Annotated in this window: 24 protein-coding genes; 13 read left to right on the top strand and 11 right to left on the bottom strand. The window is 73.3% G+C overall.

Going from position 1 to position 25,515, the window contains the following annotated elements:
- Nucleotide 1: 1 nt before the first annotated feature.
- From ACZ6J5_RS26115 to ACZ6J5_RS26095, 5 genes are all read right to left on the bottom strand, one after another.
- Entirely contained in the window at nt 2–1,870 is a 1,869-nt protein-coding gene (locus ACZ6J5_RS26115; RefSeq protein ID WP_469395411.1) for a glycosyltransferase family 2 protein, read from the bottom strand.
- 39 nt (nt 1,871–1,909) lie between these two features.
- Nucleotides 1,910–2,548: a TetR/AcrR family transcriptional regulator gene (locus tag ACZ6J5_RS26110; protein ID WP_469395410.1), complete on the bottom strand. Its 639-nt coding sequence runs from the start codon at nt 2,546–2,548 to the stop codon at nt 1,910–1,912.
- Between the two features lie 274 nt (nt 2,549–2,822).
- Nucleotides 2,823–2,978: a hypothetical protein gene (locus tag ACZ6J5_RS26105; RefSeq protein WP_469395716.1), complete on the bottom strand. Its 156-nt coding sequence runs from the start codon at nt 2,976–2,978 to the stop codon at nt 2,823–2,825.
- A 136-nt stretch (nt 2,979–3,114) separates the two neighbouring features.
- Nucleotides 3,115–3,408, bottom strand: coding sequence for an MTH1187 family thiamine-binding protein (locus ACZ6J5_RS26100; RefSeq protein ID WP_469395408.1), 294 nt, complete (start codon nt 3,406–3,408; stop codon nt 3,115–3,117).
- On the bottom strand, nt 3,405–3,755 hold the full coding sequence (locus tag ACZ6J5_RS26095) for a DUF3817 domain-containing protein (RefSeq protein ID WP_469395406.1): 351 nt from the start codon (nt 3,753–3,755) through the stop codon (nt 3,405–3,407). The genes ACZ6J5_RS26100 and ACZ6J5_RS26095 overlap by 4 nt, the downstream gene beginning before the upstream one ends.
- Before the next feature lie 117 nt (nt 3,756–3,872).
- Between ACZ6J5_RS26095 and ACZ6J5_RS26090 the strand changes: the two genes are divergently transcribed.
- The 4 genes from ACZ6J5_RS26090 to ACZ6J5_RS26075 all read left to right on the top strand — a co-directional run bounded on the left by ACZ6J5_RS26090 (nt 3,873) and on the right by ACZ6J5_RS26075 (nt 6,552).
- A complete protein-coding gene (locus ACZ6J5_RS26090) occupies nt 3,873–4,511 on the top strand; it encodes an AIM24 family protein (protein ID WP_469395404.1) in 639 nt (212 codons plus the stop codon).
- Nucleotides 4,511–5,161, top strand: a complete 651-nt coding sequence (locus tag ACZ6J5_RS26085) for an AIM24 family protein (RefSeq protein ID WP_469395402.1) — start codon at nt 4,511–4,513, stop codon at nt 5,159–5,161. Before ACZ6J5_RS26090 ends, ACZ6J5_RS26085 begins: the two co-directional genes overlap by 1 nt.
- Nucleotides 5,158–5,943 (top strand): AIM24 family protein, encoded by a 786-nt coding sequence (locus tag ACZ6J5_RS26080; RefSeq protein ID WP_469395400.1) that lies wholly within the window; start codon nt 5,158–5,160, stop codon nt 5,941–5,943. Before ACZ6J5_RS26085 ends, ACZ6J5_RS26080 begins: the two co-directional genes overlap by 4 nt.
- Before the next feature lie 132 nt (nt 5,944–6,075).
- On the top strand, nt 6,076–6,552 hold the full coding sequence (locus ACZ6J5_RS26075) for a MarR family winged helix-turn-helix transcriptional regulator (RefSeq protein ID WP_469395398.1): 477 nt from the start codon (nt 6,076–6,078) through the stop codon (nt 6,550–6,552).
- A gap of 78 nt (nt 6,553–6,630) precedes the next feature.
- Here ACZ6J5_RS26075 and meaB read toward each other — a convergent pair whose 3' ends face one another.
- Both meaB and ACZ6J5_RS26065 read right to left on the bottom strand, forming a co-directional pair.
- A complete protein-coding gene (gene meaB / locus ACZ6J5_RS26070; protein ID WP_469395396.1) occupies nt 6,631–7,587 on the bottom strand; it encodes a methylmalonyl Co-A mutase-associated GTPase MeaB in 957 nt (318 codons plus the stop codon).
- A gap of 37 nt (nt 7,588–7,624) precedes the next feature.
- A complete protein-coding gene (locus ACZ6J5_RS26065; protein WP_469395394.1) occupies nt 7,625–8,827 on the bottom strand; it encodes an acetyl-CoA C-acetyltransferase in 1,203 nt (400 codons plus the stop codon).
- A 137-nt stretch (nt 8,828–8,964) separates the two neighbouring features.
- Between ACZ6J5_RS26065 and mce the strand changes: the two genes are divergently transcribed.
- The 7 genes from mce to ACZ6J5_RS26030 all read left to right on the top strand — a co-directional run bounded on the left by mce (nt 8,965) and on the right by ACZ6J5_RS26030 (nt 19,022).
- Nucleotides 8,965–9,417, top strand: a complete 453-nt coding sequence (gene mce / locus ACZ6J5_RS26060) for a methylmalonyl-CoA epimerase (protein ID WP_469395392.1) — start codon at nt 8,965–8,967, stop codon at nt 9,415–9,417.
- A 214-nt stretch (nt 9,418–9,631) separates the two neighbouring features.
- Entirely contained in the window at nt 9,632–14,023 is a 4,392-nt protein-coding gene (gene scy, locus ACZ6J5_RS26055; protein ID WP_469395390.1) for a polarized growth protein Scy, read from the top strand.
- A 114-nt stretch (nt 14,024–14,137) separates the two neighbouring features.
- Nucleotides 14,138–15,073: a coiled-coil domain-containing protein gene (locus tag ACZ6J5_RS26050; protein ID WP_046909175.1), complete on the top strand. Its 936-nt coding sequence runs from the start codon at nt 14,138–14,140 to the stop codon at nt 15,071–15,073.
- Nucleotides 15,074–15,165: 92 nt separating this feature from the next.
- Nucleotides 15,166–16,155 (top strand): ABC transporter ATP-binding protein, encoded by a 990-nt coding sequence (locus ACZ6J5_RS26045; protein ID WP_469395388.1) that lies wholly within the window; start codon nt 15,166–15,168, stop codon nt 16,153–16,155.
- A 3-nt stretch (nt 16,156–16,158) separates the two neighbouring features.
- Complete coding sequence (locus ACZ6J5_RS26040; protein ID WP_469395386.1) at nt 16,159–16,938, top strand: ABC transporter permease; 780 nt, start codon at nt 16,159–16,161, stop codon at nt 16,936–16,938.
- Nucleotides 16,939–17,100: 162 nt separating this feature from the next.
- Nucleotides 17,101–18,213: an ATP-binding cassette domain-containing protein gene (locus ACZ6J5_RS26035; RefSeq protein ID WP_469395384.1), complete on the top strand. Its 1,113-nt coding sequence runs from the start codon at nt 17,101–17,103 to the stop codon at nt 18,211–18,213.
- Complete coding sequence (locus ACZ6J5_RS26030) at nt 18,210–19,022, top strand: ABC transporter permease (RefSeq protein ID WP_469395382.1); 813 nt, start codon at nt 18,210–18,212, stop codon at nt 19,020–19,022. Before ACZ6J5_RS26035 ends, ACZ6J5_RS26030 begins: the two co-directional genes overlap by 4 nt.
- Before the next feature lie 35 nt (nt 19,023–19,057).
- Here ACZ6J5_RS26030 and ACZ6J5_RS26025 read toward each other — a convergent pair whose 3' ends face one another.
- On the bottom strand, nt 19,058–19,384 hold the full coding sequence (locus ACZ6J5_RS26025) for an ATP/GTP-binding protein (RefSeq protein ID WP_469395380.1): 327 nt from the start codon (nt 19,382–19,384) through the stop codon (nt 19,058–19,060).
- 209 nt (nt 19,385–19,593) lie between these two features.
- Here ACZ6J5_RS26025 and ACZ6J5_RS26020 point away from each other — a divergent pair, with 209 nt between their 5' ends.
- A complete protein-coding gene (locus ACZ6J5_RS26020; protein ID WP_469395378.1) occupies nt 19,594–20,628 on the top strand; it encodes an LLM class flavin-dependent oxidoreductase in 1,035 nt (344 codons plus the stop codon).
- 100 nt (nt 20,629–20,728) lie between these two features.
- Here ACZ6J5_RS26020 and ACZ6J5_RS26015 read toward each other — a convergent pair whose 3' ends face one another.
- Entirely contained in the window at nt 20,729–21,121 is a 393-nt protein-coding gene (locus ACZ6J5_RS26015) for an SCO5389 family protein (RefSeq protein WP_351666312.1), read from the bottom strand.
- Nucleotides 21,122–21,360: 239 nt separating this feature from the next.
- Between ACZ6J5_RS26015 and nucS the strand changes: the two genes are divergently transcribed.
- Nucleotides 21,361–22,032 (top strand): endonuclease NucS, encoded by a 672-nt coding sequence (gene nucS / locus ACZ6J5_RS26010; protein WP_469395376.1) that lies wholly within the window; start codon nt 21,361–21,363, stop codon nt 22,030–22,032.
- A gap of 100 nt (nt 22,033–22,132) precedes the next feature.
- Here the strand turns inward: nucS and ACZ6J5_RS26005 are convergent, their stop codons facing one another.
- Nucleotides 22,133–24,811, bottom strand: coding sequence for an ATP-binding protein (locus ACZ6J5_RS26005; protein ID WP_469395374.1), 2,679 nt, complete (start codon nt 24,809–24,811; stop codon nt 22,133–22,135).
- Between the two features lie 239 nt (nt 24,812–25,050).
- A complete protein-coding gene (locus ACZ6J5_RS26000; RefSeq protein ID WP_469395372.1) occupies nt 25,051–25,374 on the bottom strand; it encodes an STAS domain-containing protein in 324 nt (107 codons plus the stop codon).
- Between the last annotated feature and the right edge of the window lie 141 nt (nt 25,375–25,515).

Raw genomic sequence — 25,515 nt, 5'->3', positions numbered from 1 at the left:
CTCAGTTCCCTCCGGTCGTCGTGGGCGCGGCTGTGGTGGTGGGCGCGGGCGGCACGGGGGCGGTGACGATCGTGACGCCTTCGGCGGCGTCGGCCCGGCCGCGGGCCCTGGTCCGGGCCCTGGCCTCGGCCCGGACCCGCAGCCGGCGCCGCTCGCGCAGGGTGCCGGCGCTCCAGACCACGAGCGGGGCGAGGCTGATGACGAGGGCGAGGACCGCCCAGGTGCGCATGGCGGCGTGGGTGTGCCCGAAGTGGACGGAGGCCACCAGGGAGGCGATGAGGACGGCCGCCCAGTAGAGGTGGATGCGGAAGGTGAGCACCCGGTCGGGGCTGGCCTCGCCGCCCTTGGGGGTGACGACGAAGCGGCCTCGGGTGCGCAGCACGGCGGAGCCGAGGGACTTGAGGTAGATCGGCGCGCAGAGCGCGGACATCGCCATGCCGGCGAGGCCGCCGGAGCCCTCGGGTTCGTGGGGGGAGACGTTGTGGCGCCGGTTCCACAGGTAGAGGCCGATCTGGAGGGCGACGGCGTCGCTGTAGATCATCAGCCAGACCGCGGAGGAGACCTGGGTGCCGGAGGCGCCGATCCAGAGGAAGAGGACGCAGCTGAGGATGCCGAGGAGCCAGTTGACGGCGGTCATCGGGTAGTAGACCAGCATCAGCGTGTAGTTGAGCAGGCGCCCGGGCGGGGTACGGAAGGGGGCCTTCCAGTACTGCCTGAACAGGGTCTCGTAGGTGCCCCGGGACCAGCGGAGCTGCTGGGTGAAGAAGTCGGTCCAGGAGGCGGGGCCCTCGCCGACGGCGAGGACGTCGGGGGTGTAGACGGAGCGCCAGAAGCGCCCGGTGCGCGGGTTGCGGCGCCGGTGCAGCTCGAAGCCGGTGGCCATGTCCTCGGTGATCGAGTCGTAGAGCCCGCCGACCTGCTTGAGGGCGGTGATCCGCACGATGTTGTTGGTGCCGACGAACATGGGGGCGCGATAGCGGTTGCCGGCCCGCTGGATCAGCGCGTGGAAGAGGAACTGCTGCGACTCGGCCGCCTTGGTGACGGCGGAGGTGTAGTTGCCGTAGACCTGCGGGCCGACGACGAAGGCGACGTCGGGGTCGCGGAAGTAGCCGAGCATCCGCTCCAGGAAGTTCGGCAGCGGCACGTGGTCGGTGTCGACCGAGGCGAAGAAGTCGTAGCCGTCGCCGTGCATGGCCAGCCAGGCGTTGTAGTTGCCGTGCTTGGTGCGGGCCTTGTGGACGCCCTTCGCGCGGTTCCACTCGGGCACTCCGGCGCGGGTGAAGTGGCGGACGCCGAGCTCCGCGCACAGGGCCTTGGCGGCGGTGTCGTCGCCCTCGTCCAGCAGCCAGACGTCCAGCGGACCGTCGTGGGTGAGCCGGACGGCGCCTTCCAGGGTGGCGCGGACCATGGAGAGCGGTTCCTTGCCGGGGACGTACGTGGTGAGGAAGGCGACCCGGGTGCCCGGTTCGGGGCGGACGGGTATCGGATCGCGGGCGACGAGGGTCGCGTGCGCGATCGAGGTGACGTTCACCAGCATGAAGAAGCAGATGAGCCCGATCGACACGAGCATCACGGTGTCGTACGGGACCCGCCAGCGGTCGTCGCCCTCGCGGACGGTCCAGTGGGTCGGCCAGACCAGGTAGGCCAGCAGCAGCGCCGAGAGCAGCGGCGCGAGGCCCATGAGCAGGACGGCTCGTATTCGGTGCGGCTCCTTCGAGAGCAGACTTCGGTACTGCACCCTGTAGGCGGCCGGGTCCGGTTCCGTGAGGGGACCGGCGAGTCGGCTGTAGGTGTCGTAGTCGTAGCCTCCCGGCCGCACGGTGCCTCCAGCTGTCGTCGAACGGGTCGATAGCCCCACGAAAAGGGACATTCATCGGCGTGTCGACTGGAGGCGGCCGAGCGAGGGTTTTTACGGAATGTCAGCCTTTCGGCGCAAGGCGTAGCGGACGGCCTTCTGCGCCACGGGTCCCAGCTCGTCCAGCGCGGCCATCAGACCGCCCAGCTGTTCGAGCGCGTCGAGGGCGGCCGCGGCCCCGTCCGGGTCCACCCCCTCGTACAGCTCGATGCCCACGAAGGAGGCCGCGACGGCGCGGGCGAGCCCGGCCGGATCGACGAGCCCGTCGACCGGGCCGCCGGCCAGCACCCGCCGCAGCACGCCCTCGACCTCCTCGATCCACAGGTCGAGCCCGGCGGCGGTCGCGGGGGCGAGCCTCGGGTGGGTGTGCGCCCCGGCGAGCAGCTGCCCGAGCACGGCGACGTGCCCGGCGGCCCGCTCCTCGGCGTGCATCTCCCGCCCGAAGGCCAGGAGTTCGGTGAGGCTGCCGACCGCGCGCAGCCGCTCGCGGTGCCGGGCCACCCGCTGCTCGGCGCCCCGGCGGCAGGCGGCGGCGAGGAGGTCGTCGACCGAGCCGAAGTGGTAGAAGATCAGCGCCTGGTTGACCCCCGCGGCGGCGGCGACGGCGCGCGCCGAGGTCTTGGCGATGCCCTGCTCGACGAGGGTCCGCAGCGCCCCGTCCAGCAGCCGCTCCCGGGTGTCCTCCGCGCTCACTCCGCCGCCTCCGCCCGCTCCCGCAGCGAGGCGCGCAGCGCCGCGAACGCGCCTTCGGGGAGCCGCCGTTCGCCGGAGCGCACGGGCACGGGACGACCGGTCCGCAGGGCACCGGACGCGGGAAGCCCGCACCACGGAAGGCCGGGCCGCGGAGAGCCGGACACCGGACGGCCGCTCCCCGGACCCCCCGGACTCCCCGGCCCCCTGACGCCCCGTCCGGAACCCGTCCCGCCTCCGCCGCGCGCGGCGTTGGGGCGCCGGCGCGGCGCGCGGCTCACGGCCGCTCCGGGACGGAGGCCCGGCCGCCGTCGGCCCGGTGGCGCTCCCCCGCGGAGACACCGGTGCCGGCGACGGCCGGGAAGGGCGGCACGCGCGTGGCGTGCCGCGTGTCCGGATCGGCGCGCGGGCACGTCTCGACATAGAGCCGCATGGCCCCTCCCCCGTGGTCGAGCGCGCTTTGAGCGACCGCTCAACCGGCACCGTAGTCGGTTTTGAGCACGCGCTCAAGACGGACGGCCGAAAAAAGCCCCCGGTCCTCACCCGGACCGGGGGCTTTCGGCGTGGGATCAGGCTCCGAGGTGCCGCTCGACCGTCTCGACCTTCGAGGTGAGACCGTCCGTCACGCCGGAGCGGATGTCGGCCTTGAGGACGACCGAGACGCGCGGGGCGCGCGCCTCCACGGCGGCGACGGCGCGCTTCACGACGTCCATCACCTCGTCCCACTCCCCCTCGATGGAGGTGAACATGGCGTCGGTGCGGTTCGGCAGGCCCGACTCGCGCACGACCCGGACCGCGTCGGCGACGTACGCGCCGACCTCCTCCCCCACGCCCAGCGGGGTCACCGAGAACGCGACGATCACGCCTCCACCGCCGCCTGGCGACGCGCGCGGGAGGCCGAGACGGCCTCCGCCTCGTAGCGCTTGAGCTTCTTGTCGCCGTACAGGCCGCCGAAGGGCAGCACCGCGAGCAGGAAGAAGAAGGCGACCCGCTTGAACGGCCACTTCGCCTTGTTCCACACGTCGAGCAGGAACAGCGCGTAGATCACGAACAGCAGGCCGTGGAGCGCGCCGAGCGGCATCATCAGGAAGTCGATGTCGGAGATCCGGCTGAGCAGCGAGCCGAAGATCAGCAGCGCGGGGAACGACAGGGCCTCCGGCACGGAGATGAGGCGCAGCCGGTGCAGAGCGGTGGCGGTCTTGATGTCCACGTGGGTCACCTTCGGTGAGAACGGGGGGCGATCTTGTGAATCGGCGCACAAGCGTCCGTCCATTGTGCACGGGGACTTTGCTGTCCCTTTAGGCGGGGGGCCAGTACCTTCACCACCGTGGCAACGTTCCGACTCCAAGGCAGCAGAGTGCTCGCCGTGTCCATGACCGGCGATGCCGTGAAGGCGAAGAACGGCTCGATGGTCGCCTACGACGGCCAGATGGCGTTCAAGAAGATGTCCGGCGGGGGCGAGGGCCTGCGCGGGATGGTGACCCGCCGGCTCACCGGCGAGCAGATGGAGGTGATGGAGGTCCGGGGGCAGGGCACCTGCTGGTTCGCCGACCGCGCCTCCGAGATCAACCTGGTCCAGCTGCACGGCGACAAGCTCTTCGTCGAGTCCAGCAACCTGCTCTGCGCCGACGCCGGTCTGCGCACCGGCACCAGCTTCACCGGGCTGCGCGGTGGCGCCACCGGCAACGGCCTGTTCACCACGACCGTGGAAGGCACCGGCCAGGCGGCGATCATGTCCGACGGCCCGGCGGTGGTGCTCCGGGTCACCCCGCAGTACCCGCTGAACGTCGACCCCGGCGCGTACGTCGCCCACCAGGGCAACCTCCAGCAGCACTTCCAGTCGGGTGTGACCTTCCGCACCCTCATGGGCGAGGGCGGCGGCGAGGCCTTCCAGATCCGCTTCGAGGGCGACGGGCTCGTCTACGTCCAGCCCAGCGAGCGCAACACCATCGGGGGCGACGTCTGATGCCCTTCCGCGAGATCAACTCGAAGATGATCGAGGCGACGGTGGTCCCCGGCCAGCGCCTGTTCAGCCAGCGCGGCGCGATGCTGGCGTACCGGGGCGAGGTCGGCTTCACGCCCAGCCTCAGCGGCGGCCAGGGCGGCCTGATGTCGATGATCGGGCGGCGGGTGGCCGGCGAGGCGACCCCGCTGATGACCGTCGAGGGCAGCGGCACCGTGCTGTTCGGCCACGGCGGCCACCACATCCAGGTGATCTCCCTCACCGGCGACACCCTGTACGTCGAGGCCGACCGGCTGCTCGCCTTCGACGGCACCCTGGAGCAGGGCACGATGTTCCTCGGCTCCCAGGGCGGGGTCATGGGCATGGTGCGCGGCCAGGTGAGCGGGCAGGGGCTGTTCACCACGACCCTGAAGGGCCACGGCTCGGTCGCGGTGATGGCCCACGGCGGGGTCATCGAGCTCCCCATCGCCCCCGGCCGGCCGGTCCACGTGGACCCGCAGGCCTACGTCGCCCACCACGGCGACGTCCGCAACAAGCTCTCCACGGCCCTGGGCTGGCGCGACATGGTCGGCCGCGGCTCCGGCGAGGCCTTCCAGCTGGAGCTGAGCGGCAGCGGCGCGGTGTACGTCCAGGCCTCGGAGGAGAAGCTGTGAGCACCCCTGTCATCCACGACCCGCACTCGCTGCCCTCCGACGACAACGTCAACGCGTACACCTTCTGCGTGGAGCTCAAGGGCTCCCAGTGGTTCCTGCAGAAGGGCAAGATGATCGCCTACTACGGGCGCATCGAGTTCAACGGCATCGGCCACGGGCGGCTCGACCGGCTGGTCCGCACCTCCTTCCACTCGCCGCTGCACGCGAGCGACTGGGTGGTGGCCGAGGGCAGCGGCAAGATGCTGCTCGCCGACCGCGCCTTCGACGTGAACTCGTACGACCTCGACGAGGGCAACCTGACGATCCGCTCGGGCAATCTGCTCGCGTACCAGCCGACGCTGGCGCTGAAGCAGTCGATCGTGCCGGGCTTCGTCACCCTCATCGGCACGGGCAAGTTCGTCGCCGCCTCCAACGGCCCGGTGGTCTTCATGGAGCCGCCGCTGCGGGTCGACCCGCAGGCGCTGGTCGGCTGGGCCGACTGCCCCTCCCCCTGCCACCACTACGACCACGGCTACCTGACCGGCGTGATGGGCGGCGTACGGGCCCTGACGGGCATCGGCGGCACCTCGGGCGAGGAGCACCAGTTCGAGTTCGTGGGCGCGGGCACGGTGCTGCTGCAGTCGACGGAGCTGCTGATGCCGGAGCGCGCGATCGGCGAGCCCGGGGCCCAGCCGGGCGTGCCGGGGGGTCAGGGCGCGCACGGCTCCGGGCAGGGGCCGCTCGGCCAGGTACCGCGTCTTCCCGGACAGCTCGGCGACCTCCAGCGTCGCTTCGGCCTGTGAGCGGTAGTCTGCGGAGTGTGACGTCCTCGAACGTCTGCGCCCGTCGGCCGGGGTTCGGGGTCCCGCACCGGGTGCCGGGAGTCACACCCCGCTACTTCGTCAAGTTTTCAACTTCTTAGGTAGAATCCATATATGGAGACGGAAACGGCCACCCCCTGGCTCACCGACGGCGAACAGTGCGCCTGGCGCACCTACCTCGACGTCAACAGGATGCTGACGTACCAGATGGAGAAGGACCTCCAGCCCTTCGGCCTGACCATGAACGACTACGAGATCCTGGTGAATCTCTCCGAGTCGGCCGACCGGCGCCTGCGGATGAGCGACCTGGCCTCGGCCACGCTCCAGTCCAAGAGCAGACTCTCCCACCAGATCACCCGGATGGAGAACGCCGGTCTGGTCCGCCGGGAGAACTGCGAGTCGGACCGGCGCGGACTGTACGCGGTGCTCACCGACCACGGCATGGAGACCATGCGCAAGGTCGCCCCGCACCACGTCGAGTCCGTGCGCACGCACTTCATCGACCAGCTCAGCCCGGCGGCCCTCGCCGACCTCCACGAGTCGCTCAAGCCGATCGCCGAGCAGCTCCGCGGACGCCGCGGAAAGCCGTAGCTCCGCCGACCACGGTACGCGAAGGGGCCCGGCGCCCGGAAACAGGCGCCGGGCCCCTCGTCGCGGGTCGGCGCCCGCTCAGTGCCCGGTCAGGCTCGCCACCAGCTCGTCCGAGGCGGCGTACGGGTCCAGCTCGCCGGCCGTGATGCGCTCCGCGAGCGCGTCCAGCCGCCGGTCGCCCCGCAGGTCGCCGATCCGCTCCCGCAGCGCCGTGATGGTGATCGTCTCGACCTCGCGGGCCGCGCGGGCCCGGCGGCGGCCGGCCAGCACGCCGTGCTCCTCCATCCACGCGCGGTGCTTCTCCAGCGCCTCCACGACCTCGTCGACGCCCTCGCCGCGCGCGGCGACCGTCTTGACGATCGGCGGGCGCCAGTCGCCGGGACCGCGCGCCTCGCCCAGGCCCAGCATGTGGTTGAGCTCGCGCGCGGTGGCGTCGGCGCCGTCCCGGTCGGCCTTGTTGACCACGTAGACGTCGCCGATCTCCAGGATGCCCGCCTTGGCCGCCTGGATGCCGTCGCCCATGCCCGGGGCGAGCAGCACCACCGAGGTGTCGGCCTGGGAGGCGATCTCCACCTCCGACTGCCCGACGCCCACGGTCTCCACCAGGATCACCTCGCAGCCGGCCGCGTCCAGCACCCGGATGGCCTGCGGAGCGGACCAGGCGAGGCCGCCCAGGTGCCCCCGGGTGGCCATGGAGCGGATGTAGACGCCCGGGTCGGAGGCGTGCTCCGACATCCGCACCCGGTCGCCCAGCAGCGCGCCGCCGCTGAACGGCGAGGACGGGTCCACGGCGAGCACGCCGACCCGCTTCCCCGCCCGGCGGTACGCGCTGACCAGGGCCGAGGTCGAGGTCGACTTGCCGACGCCGGGCGAGCCGGTCAGGCCCACCACGTAGGCGTTCCCGGTCAGCGGCGCGAGGGCCGCCATGACCTCGCGCAGCTGCGGGGACGCCCCCTCCACGAGCGAGATCAGCCGGGCCACGGCACGCGGCCGGCCCTCCCGTGCCTGCGCGACCAGATCGGGGACGTCCACCATGTGCGCTGCTCCTTGAGGTGACGGAGAGGTGACGGATTTACTTGCCGGGGACCTTCACGATCAGGGCGTCGCCCTGGCCGCCGCCGCCGCACAGGGCCGCCGCGCCGACGCCGCCGCCGCGCCGCTTGAGCTCCAGGGCCAGGTGCAGCACCACCCGGGCGCCGGACATGCCGATGGGGTGGCCGAGCGCGATGGCGCCACCGTTGACGTTCACCTTTTCAGGGGTCACGCCGAGGTCCTTCATTGACTGGTGGGCGACCGCCGCGAAGGCCTCGTTGATCTCGATCAGGTCCAGGTCGCCGACCTCCAGGCCCTCCTTCTTCAGGGCGTGCAGGATCGCGTTGGACGGCTGCGACTGGAGCGAGTTGTCCGGGCCGGCCACGTTGCCGTGGGCGCCGATCTCGGCGATCCACTCCAGGCCCAGCTCCTCCGCCTTGGCCTTGCTCATCACGACCACGGCGGCGGCGCCGTCGGAGATCTGCGAGGAGGTGCCGGCGGTGATGGTGCCGTCCTTGGCGAAGGCCGGGCGCAGCTTGCCGAGGGACTCGACGGTGGTCTCCGCGCGGATGCCCTCGTCCTGCGAGAAGACGACCGGCTCGCCCTTGCGCTGCGGGATCTCGACCGGGGTGATCTCGGCCTCGAAGACGCCGTTCTTCTGGGCCGCGGCGGCGCGCTGGTGCGACAGGGCGGCGATCTCGTCCTGGACCTCGCGCGGGATGCCGAGCCGGGTGTTGTGCTTCTCGGTGGACTCGCCCATCGCGATGTTCTCGAAGGCGTCGGTGAGGCCGTCGTACGCCATGGCGTCGAGCATCTCGATCGCGCCGTACTTGTAGCCCTCGCGGGACTTGGGCAGCAGGTGCGGGGCGTTGGTCATCGACTCCTGGCCGCCCGCGACCACGATGTCGAACTCGCCCGCGCGGATGAGCTGGTCGGCGAGCGCGATGGCGTCGAGGCCGGACAGACACACCTTGTTGACGGTGAGGGCCGGGACGTTCATCGGGATGCCGGCCTTGACGGCCGCCTGGCGGGCGGGGATCTGCCCGGCGCCCGCCTGGAGCACCTGGCCCATGATCACGTACTGCACCTGGTCGCCGCCGATGCCGGCCCGGTCCAGCGCGGCCTTGATCGCGAAACCGCCCAGGTCGGCGCCCGAGAAGGTCTTGAGGGAGCCGAGCAGACGGCCCATGGGCGTGCGGGCGCCCGCGACGATCACTGAGGTGGTACCGGTCGTTCCAGACATGAGGCACAGCCCCTTGGGATGAGGAGTGAACGAGGGTTTACCGCCAATGTACTGAGCGCTGCCACACCCGGTCACCGGCCTGCCGGTGTGATCGCGCGCACGTTGCGTAACCATCCGGTCGGCGCTGCACTGGGGGGATGCTGACGCGAATCGACCACATCGGAATCGCCTGCCGGAACCTCGACGAGACCGTCGCGTTCTACCGGGCCACCTACGGCTTCGAGGTCTTCCACGAAGAGGTGAACGAGGAGCAGGGCGTCCGCGAGGCCATGCTCAAGATCAACGAGACCTCGGACGGCGGGGCCTCCTACCTCCAGCTCCTGGAGCCCACCCGGGAGGACTCGGCGGTGGGCAAGTGGCTCGCCAAGAACGGCGAGGGCGTGCATCACATCGCCTTCGGCACCGCGGACGTGGACGGCGACGCCGAGGCCATCCGGGGCAAGGGCGTCCGGGTGCTCTACGACGAGCCGCGGACCGGCTCCATGGGCTCCCGCATCACCTTCCTGCACCCCAAGGACTGCCACGGCGTCCTGACGGAACTGGTCACCTCGGCGCAGTCCCCGGCTGACCACTCCTCAGCGGAGCACTGACCTCCGGATTCCCGGCCCGGTAGAGTGGGCGACTCCGGGCCGGGGCCGGTCGGAGCCGTGCGCGCACGGGTCCGAAGTCGGGATGTCGGGGTCGTCCGATCTGCCACGATTCCCCGGGGGTCCGTCCTCGGCCGTGAGGGCGAGACCGCTGGAGTTGCGACCAGGGTTGGGGTCTCCCCTGCTCGAAGAGCTCGGGGAAGGATGGGACCGCGCAGTGCGGGGCTACGAACGCCAGGAGAGCCAGCGAGCTGAAGAGGACCATCTCTCGCGGTTCGAGGCCGAGATGGACCGGCTGAAGACCGAGCGGGAGAAGGCCGTCCAGCACGCCGAGGACCTCGGCTACCAGGTCGAGGTGTTGCGCGCCAAGCTCCACGAGGCGCGCCGCACCATCGCGTCCCGGCCCGCGTACGACAGCGCGGACATCGGCTACCAGGCCGAGCAGATGCTGCGCAACGCGCAGGCGCAGGCCGAGCAGCTCCGCCAGGACGCCGAGCGCGAGCTGCGCGAGGCGCGCGCCCAGACCCAGCGCATCCTCCAGGAGCACGCGGAGCAGCAGGCCCGGCTCCAGTCGGAGCTGCACACCGAGGCCGTCACCCGCCGCCAGCAGCTCGACCAGGAGCTCAACGAGCGCCGCCAGACCGTCGAGTCGCACGTCAACGAGAACGTGGCCTGGGCCGAGCAGCTGCGCGCCCGCACGGAGTCGCAGGCCCGGCGCCTGATGGAGGAGTCCCGCGCCGAGGCCGAGCAGTCGCTGGCCGCCGCGCGCGCGGAGGCGGTCCGGGTGGCCGAGGAGACCCGGCGCCGGATCGGTTCCGAGGCCGAGGCGGCCCGTGCCGAGGCGGAAGCGATTCTGCTGCGCGCCCGCAAGGACGCCGAGCGGATGCTGGGCGCCGCGTCCAGCCAGGCCCAGGAGGCCGCCGGCCACTCCGAGCAGCTGCGCTCCGCCACCGCCGCCGAGACGGACCAGGCCCGCCGCGAGGCCGCCGAGCTGTCCCGGGCCGCCGAGCAGCGCGTCCAGGAGGCCGAGGAGCGGCTGCGCGAGGCCCGTACGGAGGCCGAGCGGACGCTGTCCGAGGCCAAGGACTCCGCCGCCAAGCAGCTCGCCGGCGCCGAGTCGGTCAACGAGCAGCGCACCCGCACCGCGAAGGCGGAGATCGCGCGCCTGGTCGGCGAGGCCACCAAGGAGGCCGAGGCCCTCAAGGAGCAGGCCGGGGAGAAGCTGCGGGAGGCCACCGCCGAGGCCGAGAAGCTGGTCTCGGAGGCCGCCGAGAAGGCCCGTACGGTCGCCGCCGAGGACTCCGCCGCCGCGCTCGCCAAGGCCGCGCGGACCGCCGAGGAGGTCCTGACCAAGGCGTCCGCCGACGCCCAGGAGACCACCCGCAAGGCGACCGAGGAGGCCGAGCGGATCCGGCGCGAGGCCGAGACCGAGGCGGACCGGCTGCGCTCCACCGCCGAGGAGCAGGCCGACGAGCTGCTGGGCTCGGCGAAGGACGACACGCAGGAGTACCGCGCCAAGACGGTCGAGCTCCAGGAGGAGGCCCGCCGGCTGCGCGGCGAGGCCGAGGGGCTGCGGGCCGAGGCGATCGCCGAGGGCGAGCGGATCCGCGGCGAGGCCCGGCGCGAGGCCGTCGGCCAGATCGAGGAGGCGGCCAGGACCGCCGAGGAGCTGCTGACCAAGGCGCGCACGGACGCCGAGGAGCAGCGCACCAGTGCCGGCGCGGAGAGCGAGCGGGTCCGCTCCGAGGCCATGGAGCGGGCGCAGACCCTGCGCACCCAGGCCGAGGAGACGCTGGAGCGCACCCGCGCCGAGGCCGAGCGGATGCGCGCCGAGGCCGAGGAGCAGGCCGAGTCGGTCAAGGAGGCGGCGGAGGAGATCGCCGTCGCCGTGCGCGAGGAGGCCGAGCGGGCCGCCACGGCGCGCCAGACCGACGCCGCAGCCGAGCTGGCCCGGCTGCACTCCGAGGCGGAGGGCAGGCTGTCGGCCGCCGCCGAGGAGCTCACCGACGCGCGGGCCGAGGGCGAGCGGATCCGGCGCGAGGCGGCGGAGGAGGCCGAGCGGCAGCGGAGCGAGTCCGCCGAGCGGGTCCGCACGCTGCGGGCGCAGGCGGAGCAGGAGGCCGAGCGGCTGCGCGCGGAGGCCTCGCAGGACGCGACGGCCGCGCGTACCGAGGCGGAGTCCGCCGCGACGACGCTGCGCGAGGAGGCCGGGGCCGAGGCCGAGCGGCTGCGGTCCGAGGCGCAGGAGACCGCCGACCGGGTGCGGTCCGAGGCCGCGTCCGCCGCCGAGCGGGTCGCCGCGGAGGCCGCGGAGGCGCTGTCGGCCGCGCGGGAGGAGGCCAACCGGCGCCGCCGGGAGGCCGAGGAGACCCTGGACTCGGCGCGCGCCGAGGCGGACCGCGAGCGCCAGGTGGCCCGGGAGCGCGGCGAGGACCTGCTGGCCTCCGCCCGCAAGCGGGTGGAGGAGGCGCAGACCGAGGCGCACCGGCTGGTCGAGGAGGCCGACGCCCGCGCCACGGAGCTGGTGTCCGGCGCCAAGCAGACCGCCCAGGAGGTGCGGGACTCGGTCGCGGGGCTGCGGGAGGCCGCCGAGGAGGAGATCGCGGGGCTGCGCAGCACCGCCGAGCACGTGGCGGAGCGCACCCGGACCGAGGCGCAGGAGGAGGCGGACCGGGTCCGCGCCGACGCGTACGAGGAGCGGGAGCGGGCCACCGAGGACGCGAACCGCACCCGGGAGCGGGCGCGGGAGGAGTCCGAGGCGGCGAAGGCGCTGGCCGAGCGGACCGTCACGGACGCGCTCGCGGAGGCCGAGAAGCTGCGGTCGGACACCGCGGAGTACGCGCAGCGGGTACGGACCGAGGCGACGGACGCGCTGGCGTCGGCCGAGCAGGACGCGGCCCGCACCCGCGCGGACGCCCGCGAGGACGCGAACCGGATCCGTTCGGAGGCGGCCGGCCAGTCGGAGACGGTGGTCGGCGAGGCCCGCGCGGAGGCCGAGCGGATCGGCGCCGAGGCGGAGCAGGTCCTGGACGAGGCCCGGCAGGCGGCCGACAAGCGGCGTTCGGACGCGGCGGAGCAGGCCGACACCCTGGTCGGCGAGGCGACCGCCGAGGCGGAGCGGATCACCACCGAGGCGCGGCTCGTCCTGGACGAGGCCCGGGAGACCGCGGACAAGCGGCGTTCGGACGCGGCGGAGCAGGCCGACGCGCTCGTCGGCGAGGCGACGGCGGAGGCCGAGCGGATCACCACCGAGGCCGCCGAGCTGCTGGAGAGCACCGAGCAGGACGCGGCCCGGCTGCGCGCCGAGGCCGAGCAGGTCAAGGTCGACGGCGAGGCGCACGCGCAGGCGCTGCGCACGGCGGCGCTGGAGGACGCGGACCGGATCCTCGACGAGGCCCGGCAGGCGGCCGACAAGCGGCGTTCGGACGCGGCGGAGCAGGCCGACGCGCTCGTCGCCGAGGCGAGCGCCGAGTCCGAGCGGATCACGACCGAGGCCGCCGAGCTGCTGGAGAGCACCGAGCAGGACGCGGCCCGGCTGCGCGCCGAGGCCGAGCAGGTCAAGGCGGACGGCGAGGCGGAGGCGGAGGCGCTGCGCGCCGCGGCCCGCGCGGACGGCGAGCGGGTGCTGGACGAGGCCCGGCAGGCCGCCGACAAGCGACGGGCGGACGCCGCCGAGCAGGCCGACACCCTCATCGGCGAGGCGACGGCCGAGGCGGAGCGGATCCGCGTCGAGTCGGAGCGGGCGAGGGCGGAGGCCGAGGCGGCCGCCGAGGAGATGCGCGCCGAGGCGCGCGCCGAGGCCGACCGGACGCTGGACGAGGCCCGCGAGGCCGGCGCGAAGAAGCGCGCCGACGCGGCCGAGCAGGCCGACCAGTTGATGACGAAGGCGCAGGAGGAGGCGCTGCGCGCCACCACCGAGGCGGAGACGCAGGCGGACACGATGGTCGGCGCGGCCCGCAAGGAGGCCGAGCGGATCGTCGCCGAGGCGACCATCGAGGGCAACTCGCTGGTCGAGAAGGCCCGTACGGACGCCGACGAGCTGCTGGTCGGGGCCCGGAGCGACGCCACGGCCATAAGGGACCGCGCGGAGGAGCTGCGGTCCCGGATCGAGGGCGAGATCGAGGAGCTGCACGAGCGGGCGCGGCGCGAGACGGCCGAGCAGATGAAGACGGCCGGCGAGCGCGTCGACAAGCTGGTGAAGGCGGCGACCGAGCAGCGCGCGGAGGCCGAGGAGAAGTCCAAGGAGATGCTCTCCGAGGCGAGTTCCGAGGCGAGCAAGGTGCGCATCTCCGCGGTGAAGCGGGCGGAGGGGCTCCTCAAGGAGGCCGAGCAGAAGAAGGCCTCGCTCGTCGCGGAGGCGGAGAAGATCAAGGCGGATGCGGAGCGCGAGGCGGAGCGGACCGTCGAGGAGGGCAAGCGCGAGCTGGAGGTGCTGGTCCGGCGCCGCGAGAGCATCAATGCCGAGATCTCCCGTGTCCAGGACGTCCTCGAAGCGTTGGAGTCTTTCGAGGCGCCGGGCGGAGGGGGGAAGTCCGCCGGCGGCCCGTCGGTCAAGGCGGGCGCGTCCGCGGGATCCACTCGTTCGAGTGGCAAGTCCTCGGATAGCTAGCCACCCGAAAGGCTGGACATTCTCCCGATCAAACGGGCATACGCTCGATGACACGCCGCTTCGGCCCCTAGGATTCCCTCTAACACCTCACCGGTCTCTTTCGACAGGAACCTCATGAGCGACACATCCTCCCCCTTCGGCTTCGAGCTCGTGCGGCGTGGTTACGACCGCGGTCAGGTGGACGACCGCATTACCAAGCTCGTCGCCGACCGTGACAGCGCCTTGTCGCGGATCACCTCTCTGGAAAAGCGCATCGAGGAACTGCACCTCGAAACGCAGAACGCCCAGGCCCAGGTCAGCGACGCGGAGCCGTCGTACGCCGGTCTCGGTGCCCGGGTCGAGAAGATCCTGCGGCTGGCCGAGGAGGAGGCGAAGGACCTGCGCGAGGAGGCCCGTCGCGCCGCCGAGCAGCACCGCGAGCTCGCCGAGTCGGCCGCCCAGCAGGTGCGCAACGACGCGGAGTCCTTCGCGGCCGAGCGCAAGGCCAAGGCCGAGGACGAGGGCGTCCGGATCGTCGAGAAGGCGCAGGGCGAGGCCAACTCGCTGCGTTCCGAGGCGCAGAAGGACGCGCAGTCGAAGCGCGAGGAGGCGGACGCCCTCTTCGAGGAGACCCGCGCCAAGGCCGCCCAGGCCGCCGCGGACTTCGAGACCAACCTGGCCAAGCGCCGCGAGCAGTCGGAGCGCGACCTGGCCGCCCGCCAGGCCAAGGCCGAGAAGCGCCTCGCGGAGATCGAGCACCGGGCGGAGCAGCTGCGCCTGGAGGCCGAGAAGCTGCGTACGGACGCGGAGCGCCGGGCCCGCCAGACGGTGGAGACCGCGCAGCGCCAGGCCGAGGACATCGTGGCCGACGCGAACGCCAAGGCCGACCGGATCCGCAGCGAATCGGAGCGCGAGCTGGCGGCGCTGACGAACCGCCGCGACTCCATCAACGCGCAGCTGACCAACGTCCGCGAGATGCTGGCCACGCTGACCGGCGCCGCGGTGGCCGCGGCCGGTTCCCCGATCGACGACGAGCGCACCGCGGGCGTCCCCGCCCAGCAGTCCCGCTAGTCGCCGGCGCCCCCGAGGGGCCGCGCGGAGTTCACGAAAACCCCCTGTCATTCCGGTGGCGGGGGGTTTCGCGTGCCCGTAGCTTGGTACGCATGATCGAGCTGGAGGGTCTCACCAAGCGGTACGGGTCGAAGCTCGCGGTCGACCGGCTCAGCTTCCGGGTGCGGCCCGGGGTGGTCACGGGCTTCCTGGGGCCGAACGGGGCGGGCAAGTCGACCACCATGCGGATGATGCTGGACCTGGACAACCCGACGAGCGGCACGGTCCGGATCGACGGGCGGCACTACCGGGAGCTCCAGGAGCCGCTGAAGTACATCGGGGCGCTGCTCGACGCCAAGGCGATGCACGGCGGGCGCTCGGCGTACAACAACCTGCTGTGCCTGGCCCAGTCGAACCGCATTCCGGCCGCGCGGGTCGACGAGGTGCTGGATCTGGTGGGTCTGACGGCGGTCGCGCGGAAGAAGTCGAAGGGCTTCTCGCTCGGCATGGGGCAACGGCTCGGTATCGCCTCGGCGTTGCTCGGGGATCCCGAGATCCTGATGTTCGACGAACCCGTCAATGGTCTGGACCCCGAGGGAATTCACTGGATCCGCAATCTGATGAAGACACTCGCGGCCGAGGGCCGGACGATCTTCGTTTCGAGTCATCTGATGAGCGAAATGGCGCTGACGGCGGATCATCTCATCGTGATCGGCCAGGGCAGGCTGCTGGCCGACACGTCGATGGCGGATTTCATCCAGCAGAATTCCCGGAGTTACGTACGGCTCCGCTCTCCGCAGCGGGAACGGCTGCGGGACCTGCTCCAGGCGAACGGACTCATCGCCGTCGAGGCGGGCGGCGGGACGCTGGAGGTCGACGGGGCGACGACGGAGCGGCTCGGCGAGCTGGCCGCCGCGCACCAGATCACGCTCCACGAGCTGAGCTCCCAGCGCGCCTCGCTGGAGGAGGCGTTCATGCAGATGACGGCGGGCGCGGTGGAGTACCACGCGCACGGGACGGACGTGCACGGCGGCGGGGGCGCGCCCCCGCCGCCGGCTCCGGTCGACGGGCCCCGGTGGGGCGACAGCTACGAGGGGTCCTGAGCGATGGCGGCGGTGACGGCGGTCCTCCAGTCGGAGTGGACCAAGATCCGGACGGTCTCGTCGACGGTCTGGACACTGGCGAGCGCCCTGCTCGTGACGGTGGCGATGAGCGCGGCGCTGTGCGCGCTGATGAGCTCGACCTTCGACAAGCTCTCGGACACCGAGCGGGCGACCTTCGACCCGACCTTCGTCAGCTTCTCCGGGATGGTGCTCGGGCAGCTCGCGATGGTGGTCTTCGGGGTGCTGGTGGTGGGCACCGAGTACTCCTCGGGCATGATCCGCACCTCGCTCGCGGCGGTGCCGCAGCGGGCCACGTTCCTCTTCTCGAAGATCGCCGTGGCGGGGACGCTGGCGCTGGTCGTGGGCCTCGCCACCAGTTTCCTGTCCTTCTTCCTCGGCCAGGCGCTGCTCGGCGACCACCGCACCACCCTGGGCGCGGACAACGTGCTGCGGGCGGTGGTGGGCGGCGGGCTCTACATGGGGCTGATCGCGATCTTCTCGATGGGCGTGGCGTCGATGCTGCGCTCCTCGATGCTGTCGCTGGGCATCCTGGTGCCCTTCTTCTTCCTGATCTCCCAGATCCTGTCGGCGGTGCCGAAGGCGAAGGAGGTCGCCCGCTACTTCCCGGACCAGGCCGGCTCCAAGATCATGCAGGTGGTGCCGGACGCGATGGGCTCGGACAAGGCGCCGTACGGGCCCTGGGGCGGGCTCGGCATCATGCTGATCTGGGTGGTGGCCGCGCTGCTCGGCGGCTATCTGGTGCTGAAGCACCGCGACGCCTGAGCCGCGCCACCCGGGTTCCGGGCGCGAGCGGGGGATCAAGGCACAACGGTTCCGTTTCGGCGGAACCGTCAACGGCTGGATAAGCTCCTCACTCATACGGGGGGCTCCGGCCGCCGGCCACCACGCCCCGACGACAACCTGACCTGTCGATGGGGCTGCAGAATGATCGAGGCAGTCGGCCTGACCAAGCGCTATGGCGCCAAGACGGCCGTGTACAACCTTTCCTTCCAGGTGAGGCCCGGCCATGTCACCGGCTTCCTGGGCCCGAACGGCTCGGGCAAGTCCACGACCATGCGCATGATCCTCGGCCTGGACACACCGACTTCCGGCCATGTGACGATCGGCGGCCACCCCTTCCGGCAGCTCCCGAACGCCCCCCGTCAGGTGGGCGCGCTGCTCGACGCCAAGGCGGTGCACGGCGGGCGCAGCGCCCGCAGCCACCTGCTGTCGCTCGCCCAGCTCGCCGGCATCCCGGCCCGCCGGGTGGACGAGGTGCTCGGGGTCGTCGGACTCCAGGACGTCGCCAGGCGGCGCTCCAAGGGCTTCTCGCTGGGCATGGGGCAGCGGCTCGGCATCGCGGCGGCGCTCCTCGGCGACCCGCAGGTGCTGCTCTTCGACGAGCCGGTCAACGGTCTGGATCCCGAGGGCATCCTCTGGGTGCGCAACCTGATGAAGAAGCTGGCCGCCGAGGGGCGGACGGTCTTCGTCTCCAGCCACCTGATGAGCGAGATGGCGCTGACCGCCGACCACCTGATCGTGATCGGCCGAGGACAGCTGCTCGCCGACATGAGCGTCACCGACTTCATCTCGGCGAACTCGGCCGACTTCGCCCGGGTCCGCACCCCCGGGACCGAGCCGCAGCAGCGGGAGAAGCTGACCGCGGCGCTGACCGAGGCCGGCGGCCAGGTGATGCCGGAGCCGGACGGGGCGCTGCGGGTGACCGGGCTGGCGCTGCCTCGGATCAGCGACCTGGCGCACGGCGCGGACGTGCGCCTGTGGGAGCTCTCCCCGCACCAGGCCTCGCTGGAGGAGGCGTACATGCGCATGACGCAGGGCGCCGTCGACTACCGGTCGACCGACGACCGGCTGGCGCACCTCCAGGCGCCGCAGCCGCAGCCGCACGGGCAGGCGGCGTACGGGCAGGCGCAGCCGGAGGGTTACGCGGTCCCCGAGGTGCCGCAGCAGGGCTGGTACGCCCCGCCGCCGCCCGGACAGAACCCGTACGCCACCCCGCAGAACCCGCAGCAGGGCCCGAACACCGAGGAAGCCCGATGACGACCCCGTACGCCTACGTCTCCCCGATCCCGGTCCGCAAGGCGCACCTGGGCGACGCGCTCGCCTCGGAGTGGACCAAGATCCGCTCGGTGCGCTCCACGATGTGGACGCTGGGCGTCATGGTGCTGCTGATGCTCTCCATCGGCCTGGGCGTCGCGGCCATCGCGTCCGCGTCCAAGGCTCCGATGGGCGAGGAGTCGGCGCTCGGCTTCGGCTTCTTCGGGATGCTGCCGGCCTCGATCTGCGTGATCACGCTCGGCGTGCTGACCATCGCCTCCGAGTACGGCACCGGCATGATCCGCACGACCCTGACGGCCTGCCCGAGCCGCAGCCGGGTGCTCGCGGCGAAGGCGATCGTCTTCTTCCTGCTCGTCTTCACGGTCACCACGGTGATCGCGGCGCTGGTCGCGGCGGCCCAGGTCGCCATCGTGGACACGGCGGCGACGCCGTCGGCGGGCGAGTGGCTGCGGGCGACGGTCGGGGCGGGCGCCTACCTCGCGACGCTGGGGCTGCTGTCGCTGGGGGTGGGCACGCTCATCCGGCACTCGGCGGGCGCGATCACGGTGATGATCGGTCTGCTGCTGCTCCCGCTGGTGGCGGCCATGTTCATGTTCTCCGCGGCGCTGAAGTCGGTGCAGGAGTTCCTGTTCACCTACGCGATCCCCTCGCAGATGATCGCGCTGTACAGCGACGTCGCGCCGTTCGGCGAGAACGGCCCGGCGGGCTGGGAGCCGCTGCTGATCATGGTGGGCCTCACGGCCGTCGTCTTCGGCGGCGCCTTCGCGCTGCTCAACAGCCGGGACGTCTGAGCCGCGACGTCCGGGCCGGGCCCCGGGGCTCCGGCTCAGTACTTCGGCGCGTTACGGGACCGCTGCACCCTGCTGGTGCGGCGGTCCTTCGCGCTCCAGCAGGCCTTGTGCCAGTGCCTGCGGTCGTCCACTCCCCCGTACTCGGGCCAGGCCACCACGTGCGGGGCGCCGCCGGGGATCTCCTGGTCGCAGCCGGGGCAGCGGTAGCGCTTGCCGGGGGCGCTCGCGCCGGCGACATGGCGGACGTACCACTCCTCGCCCTGCCAGGTCTCGCTGCGCTGCGCGCCGCCGTAGCGGTCGCCGGAATCGCCCTGCGGATCGGGCTGCGCGCCGCCTCGGGCGCGGTTGTGGCGCGGGGACACTTCGACACCTCACGGAGGTCTGGACACTGACGGTTCCGTCCAGCCTACGGGCCGCGACGGGGCGTCCCCGCACCCGCCCGTGGCGGATCAGCCGAAAATCGCAAGAACTTCATGAACGCCCGTTGCCTTTGGCACGTGTCAGACGTTGTTGCCGGTACGAGGGGAAGTTCGCGAGGGGGAGACGCGCCGGCCGCGAGGAGGCAGAAGCGATGCGCGTGGGTACGTTCGTGCTGGCCGCACAGTTCCCGGGGCAGGGCCAGCAGGAGGCACTGCACCGGGCGGTGCGGACCGCGGAGACGGCCGAGGAGGCGGGGCTCGACTCCGTCTGGCTCGCCGAGCACCACTTCGTGCCGTACGGGGTCTGCCCGTCGGCCGTCACGCTGGCCGCGCTGCTCCTCGGGCGCACCCGCCGGCTGCGGGTCGGCACGGCGGTCAGCGTGCTGCCGAGCGCGCACCCGGTCGCCCTGGGCGAGCAGGCGGCCCTACTGCACGTGGCCTCCGGGGGCAGGTTCACCCTCGGGGTCGGGCGGGGCGGGCCGTGGGTGGACCTGGAGGTGTTCGGCGCGGGCCTGCCGGCGTACGAGGAGGGCTTCCCGGAATCGCTCGACCTGCTGCTGCGCTGGCTGCGCGAGCCCCGGGTCGGCGCCGAGGGCGAGCGCTACGCCTTCCGCGAGGTGGCGGTGGTGCCGGGGCCCGGGGAGCTGATCGGCGGGCCGGCGGCGCCCGAGGTGGTGGTCGCCTGCACCTCCCCGTCGAGTGTCCGGCTGGCCGCCGCGCGCGGGCTGCCGATGCTGCTCGGGATGCACTGCGGCGACGAGGAGAAGGCCGAGATGGTGGCCTGCTGGGAGCGGGCCGCGCGGGAGGCGGGGCGGGACCCGGACGAGCTCGCGCGGATCGGCTCGGGCCATGTCTCGGCCGGGGTGGTGCAGCTCGCGGACCGGGGAGCGCACGCGGCGGAGGCGCTGGTGAAGGCGATGCCGGGCTGGCTGAGACAGGGGCTCGACGCCCATGTGACGGTGGACGGCCGGCACCGCGCGATGCGCGACCCGGTGGCCTACACGGAGCTGCTCTGCGGCCTCCATCCGGTGGGCACCCCGAGACTCGCGGCCGACCGGCTGGCGGCGACCGCCGAGCGGACCGGCATCACCCGCTTCGCGCTGCTCGCCGAGGGCTCGGGCGAGCTCGCCGCCACCGAGGAGAACGTGCGCCGGCTGGGCACCGAGGTGCTGCCGCTGCTGGTCTGACCAGGGCCGCCCCGGCCCGGGCGGGGCGCGGGCAGGACCGTGCTGCCGCTCCGGCGTCTCCTCGTTCTCCCGCGACGCGGAGCGGCAGCACCAGGCCTTGTCAGCAGTCGCGCAGTTCGGGCGACTGGTTGAGCAGCTGGCCCCGTATGGAGGTGAAGCGGGCGAGCCGCTCGTCCACCGAGGGGTCCAGCGGGAAGACCGCCACGCGGTGGCAGTTCTGGAAGGCGAGACGCACTCCGAAGTGCCGCTGGAGCGCACCGCGGATGGCATCGCTCGCCAGGGCGCGCAACAGCTGACCACGTGCCTGCTCGTCCGGCGGCGGCGTCTGGTTGTCGGCGAACTCTCCGCCGTCGACCTTCAGCTGTGCCACCAGCGAGCTGATCATCTCCCATGCGTAGGGCAGGGAGGTCCGGACGCAGTCGACGAAGTCGGCTTCGTCGACCTCGCCTCGCTCGGCCTGTTCCAACAGCGCCGGTGAGACGTCGAGCGACATGGGTTCTCCTCTCGCGACCCCGACGGGCGGGGCCTTGCGGGCAGGGACAGGGGACGGCGACGCGCACGCAGCGTGCACGGGCGACGACCTCCCGCGTTCCACGGTAAGCGCGCCGGTCTGCCCGCACCAGGAGATTGGGCGCACAACCGGCCAATAAGTGACGCCCGTTGGGCGAGTGCCGGGCGGGCGGTACGGCCCGAATCGCGCCGGAAGGCGTCCGTCTTGTAGCGTTGCGGACCATGCGTCTCGTCATTGCCCGCTGTTCCGTGGACTACGCGGGCCGGCTCACCGCCCACCTGCCCTCCGCGCCCCGTCTGATCCTGGTCAAGGCAGACGGCAGCGTCTCCATCCACGCGGACGACCGCGCGTACAAACCGCTCAACTGGATGTCCCCGCCGTGCACCCTCAAGGAGGGGGCCGACGGCGAGGCCGGCGTCTGGACCGTGATCAACAAAGCGGGCGAGAAACTGATCATCACGATGGAGGAGATCCTCCACGACTCCTCGCACGAGCTCGGGGTGGACCCCGGTCTCATCAAGGACGGCGTGGAGGCCCACCTCCAGGAGCTGCTCGCCGACCGGATCGAGACGCTGGGCGAGGGCTGGACGCTGATCCGCCGCGAGTACCCGACGGCCATCGGCCCGGTGGACATCCTGTGCCGCGACTCCGACGGGGCGACGGTCGCGGTCGAGATCAAGCGGCGCGGCGAGATCGACGGCGTCGAGCAGCTGACCCGCTACCTGGAGCTGCTCAACCGCGATCCGCACCTGGCGCCGGTGAAGGGCGTCTTCGCGGCGCAGGAGATCAAGCCGCAGGCGCGGGTGCTCGCCAACGACCGGGGGATCGACTGCGTGGTGCTCGACTACGACGCGCTGCGCGGCATCGAGGACGACAAGCTGCGCCTGTTCTGACCGTAGCGGGGGCACCCGCACGGACACGCGTACGGAGAAGGCCCGGGAGCCGGACGGCACCCGGGCCTTTCGCGTACGCGGGATACGCCGGGGGCTCCGGTCAGGCCGGGTCCGCCGGGGCGGACTCGGAGCGGGAGGCGGAGGCGGAGCCGGTGGGGTTGTCGGTGGGCGGCGTCGTCGTCGGGTCGTCGGTCGGCGGCGTCGTCGGCGGCGTCGTGGGCGGGGTGGTCGGCGGCGTCGTCGGCGTCCTGGTGGGCGTCGGGGTCCGCGTCGGGGACAGGGTGGGCTCCGGCGGCGTCGTGGTCGCCCCCGGGCCGGTCGGGGTGGGGCTGCCCGTCGCGGACGGCGAGCCGCTCGCGGACGGGGTGCCCGAGGAGGCCGTCGCGCCCGGGGAGGCGGTGCCGGTGGGGCCCGGCTGGGCCGGGTCCGAGGGCCCGCCGGTGGCGTCCTCGGTGGACTCGCCGTCGCCGGGGGTGCCGTCGTCCGTGCCGTCGCCCGGGTCGGCGCTGCTGTCGGAGGTGACCTTGTCGTTGGAGGGGTGCTCGTCCCCGCCGGAGGTGGCACCGATCGCGACCACGGTGCCGAGCACGGCGACGAGCAGGGCGCCCGCGCCGACGGCGGCCAGGTTGCGGCGGGCGCCCGCGAGGAGGCCCTTGGCGCGCCCGCGGCGGTCCCGGTCCTCGTCCTCGTCCCCGGCCCCGGCCCCGGCCACGTGCCCGGGTCCGGCCGGGGCGGTCACGACGGTCGGGGCGTCGTCGGAGAAGGCGGCGAGGGAGGCGGGCGCGGCGCCCGCACCGGGGGCCACCGGCGGGAAGGGCGTCGGGACGGTCGGCGCGTGCCCGGCGGGGGCGGGCGGGCCGCCGAAGCCGGTGAAGCCCGTGAAGTCGCTGGGCGCGGCCAGCGTGGGGAAGGCGGACCTGGCCGGCGGCGGGGCGGCCACCGGGAGGCCCCGGGGCGGCGAGTGGGGGCCCTCGTCGTGCTCGGCCGGAGCGTGCGGGTCGCCGGGGGCGGGCTCGGCCGGGAGGGCCTCGCCGGTGAGGTCGGCGACGAGGGCGAGGGCGCGGCGGCCGGCGACGGTGCCCCGCTTGTCGGCGAGGGCGCCGCGCAGCCCGATGGAGGCCTCCAGTTCGGCGCGGGCCCGCTGGAGGCTGCCCGCGCAGAGCGCGAGGATGCCCAACTCGTGGTGGAAATAGGCCTCTTCGGCGACGTCGCCGGAGCGCCGGGCGGCCTCCTGGCCGCCGCGCAGGGCCCGCTCCCAGGCGCCCCAGTGGAGTCCGGCGGCGAAGGCGGGCGCGGCGGCGCGGGCCAGCAGGACGCCGGTCGCGGAGTGCTCGGCGCCGCTGCCGGGGACGAGCGCGGCGAGCGCGGCGAGCAGCGCGTCGGCCTCGGCGGTGGCCCGCTCGGGGGTGACCGAGGGGTGCGAGGCCCACCAGGCGTAGTGCTGGGCGACGGTGTGGGCGCGCCCGGTGGCGTCCTCCTCGTACCCCTGGGCGAGGAGCTGGGTGAGCGCTCCGGCGGCGAGGCGGTAGCGGGAGCCGACCGGGGAGAGCAGCCCGCAGCCCATGAGTTCGCCGAGGGCGGCGTCCGCGTGGGTGTCGCCGACGAGGGCGGGCAGGTGTGCCTGGTGCGGCACCTCGCCGCCGAGGGCGACGGCGAAGCGCAGGGTGTCCTGGGCGGCGCGGCTGAGCCGGGAGGCGAGCAGGGAGGCCGGGGCGGCGCCCTCGCCGAGGCTGGGCAGCGGTACGTCGCGCACTTCGACGTCGGGGTCGTCGTCGACGGCCCCGGCGGAGCCGGGTGCCGGGGCCGGGGGGACGGCGGGGGCGGCGCCGGTGGGCCCGAAGGCCTCCTCCAGGGCGCCGAAGGCGTCGAACTCGGCCGGGCCGACCCGGAGTCGGTCGCGCTGCCGGAGCAGGGCCGCGGCCTGGACGAAGCGCAGCGGCAGGCCCTCGGACTCGAACCAGAGGTCGCCGGCCCAGTTGGCCTCCTCCTCGGTGAGGGTGCGGCCGACGGCGCTCTCCAGGAGCTCGACGGCGGCGGGGCGGCCGAGTCCGCTGAGGGCGATCTCCTCCAGGGCGGCCTCGGGCGAGGGCGCGGGGACGTCGGGGGTGGCGCCGAAGAGGAAGGCGCAGTCGGGGGTGGCGGCCAGCAGGTCGTCGAGGGCGGTGCCGCCGAACTCCAGGTCGTCGACGAGGACGATGGCGCCGATCCGCCGCACCTCGATGAGGAGTTCCTCCCGGTCGGGCCGGAAGCCGGGCGCGTACTGGACGGTGTGGAACAGCTCGTACAGCAGCTCGGTGGCGGTGCGGTGGTGGCCGGAGAGGCGCACGACGCCGTCGGGCGCGATGTCGGCGCAGTCGGCGGCGACGGCGGCGATGAGGCTGCTGCGGCCGGAGCCCGCGGGGCCGGTGAGGCGCGCGGAGCGGCCCCGGGTGAGGTGCCGGGCCAGGAGTTCGCGCTGCTCCTGCCGTTCGAGCAGGGGCAGGGCGGGGGCGGCGGGGCCGGGCGGTACGGGGGGCGCGGCGGCGCGGGCGGCCTCGGCGCGCTCCTCGGGGGTGCGGCGGCGGGGGGCCGGGGGCTGCTCGCCGGGCGGGCAGACCTCGATCTCGCTGCCGTCGACCGGGTTGACGGTGAGGAGCAGGCCGCCGGCGACGACGCGGGCCGTGCGGACCCGGGCGGGGGCGGTGGACGCGGGCACGAGCGCGGCGGAGGGACCGGGGCGGGCCTCCTCGCCCTCGGTGTCGTGACCGTACTCCTCGGGTCCCCGGTGGGTCGGGTCCATGGTGCTAGCTCCCAAGCGACGGGCGATGTGCAGGCGAGAGCCGACCCTAGACGGTCGCCGTGGCTCCGGGAACAGGCGGGGTGCCGTGGAGACCAAGACGTCACGGTCTTGTGAGGATTGGGCCGGACGCCTGTTCTCCACAGCCGCTCCACGCGGGCTTCACGGCCGCGCGGCCGGGCCGCTCCCCCGGCACTCCCCCGGCGGGCCGCCGAAGGGTGGCCGTGCGGGCCCGTGTGCGGTCAGACGCGGGGCAGGGATTCCGCGGCGAGGCCGCCCTCGATGGCGAGGATGCGGTGCAGCCGGGTGGCCACGAGGAGGCGCTGCATCTGGGGCGGGACCCCGCGCAGCACCAGGCGGCGGCCGCAGCGGCCGGCCCGGCGGTGGGCGCCCATGATGACCCCGAGCCCGGTGGCGTCCCAGGAGTCGAGGCCGGTCAGGTCGAGCACGAGGTCGCCGATTCCGTCGTCGACGGCCGAGTGCAGGACCGTACGGGCGTCCGCCGCGCTGCGGACGTCGAGGCGGCCCCCGACGACCAGCTCGACGTGGTCGCCCCTGATGTGCATATGCGCTCCCCGAGAGTGCTCCGTCGTGTGCCCGTCTTCGCAACGACTGACTGCCGGGTCGGCGGAAGCGTTGCGCCTTGTAAGCGAACCGATATCGAAATTCACCCCGAGGGGCGATGGCGTGGGGGACGGTCGGACCCC

The organism is Streptomyces sp. NPDC042100 (assembly GCF_055582325.1).
The sequence above is the reverse complement of the archived record's forward strand: the minus strand, read 5'-3'. Positions and strand labels throughout refer to the sequence as shown.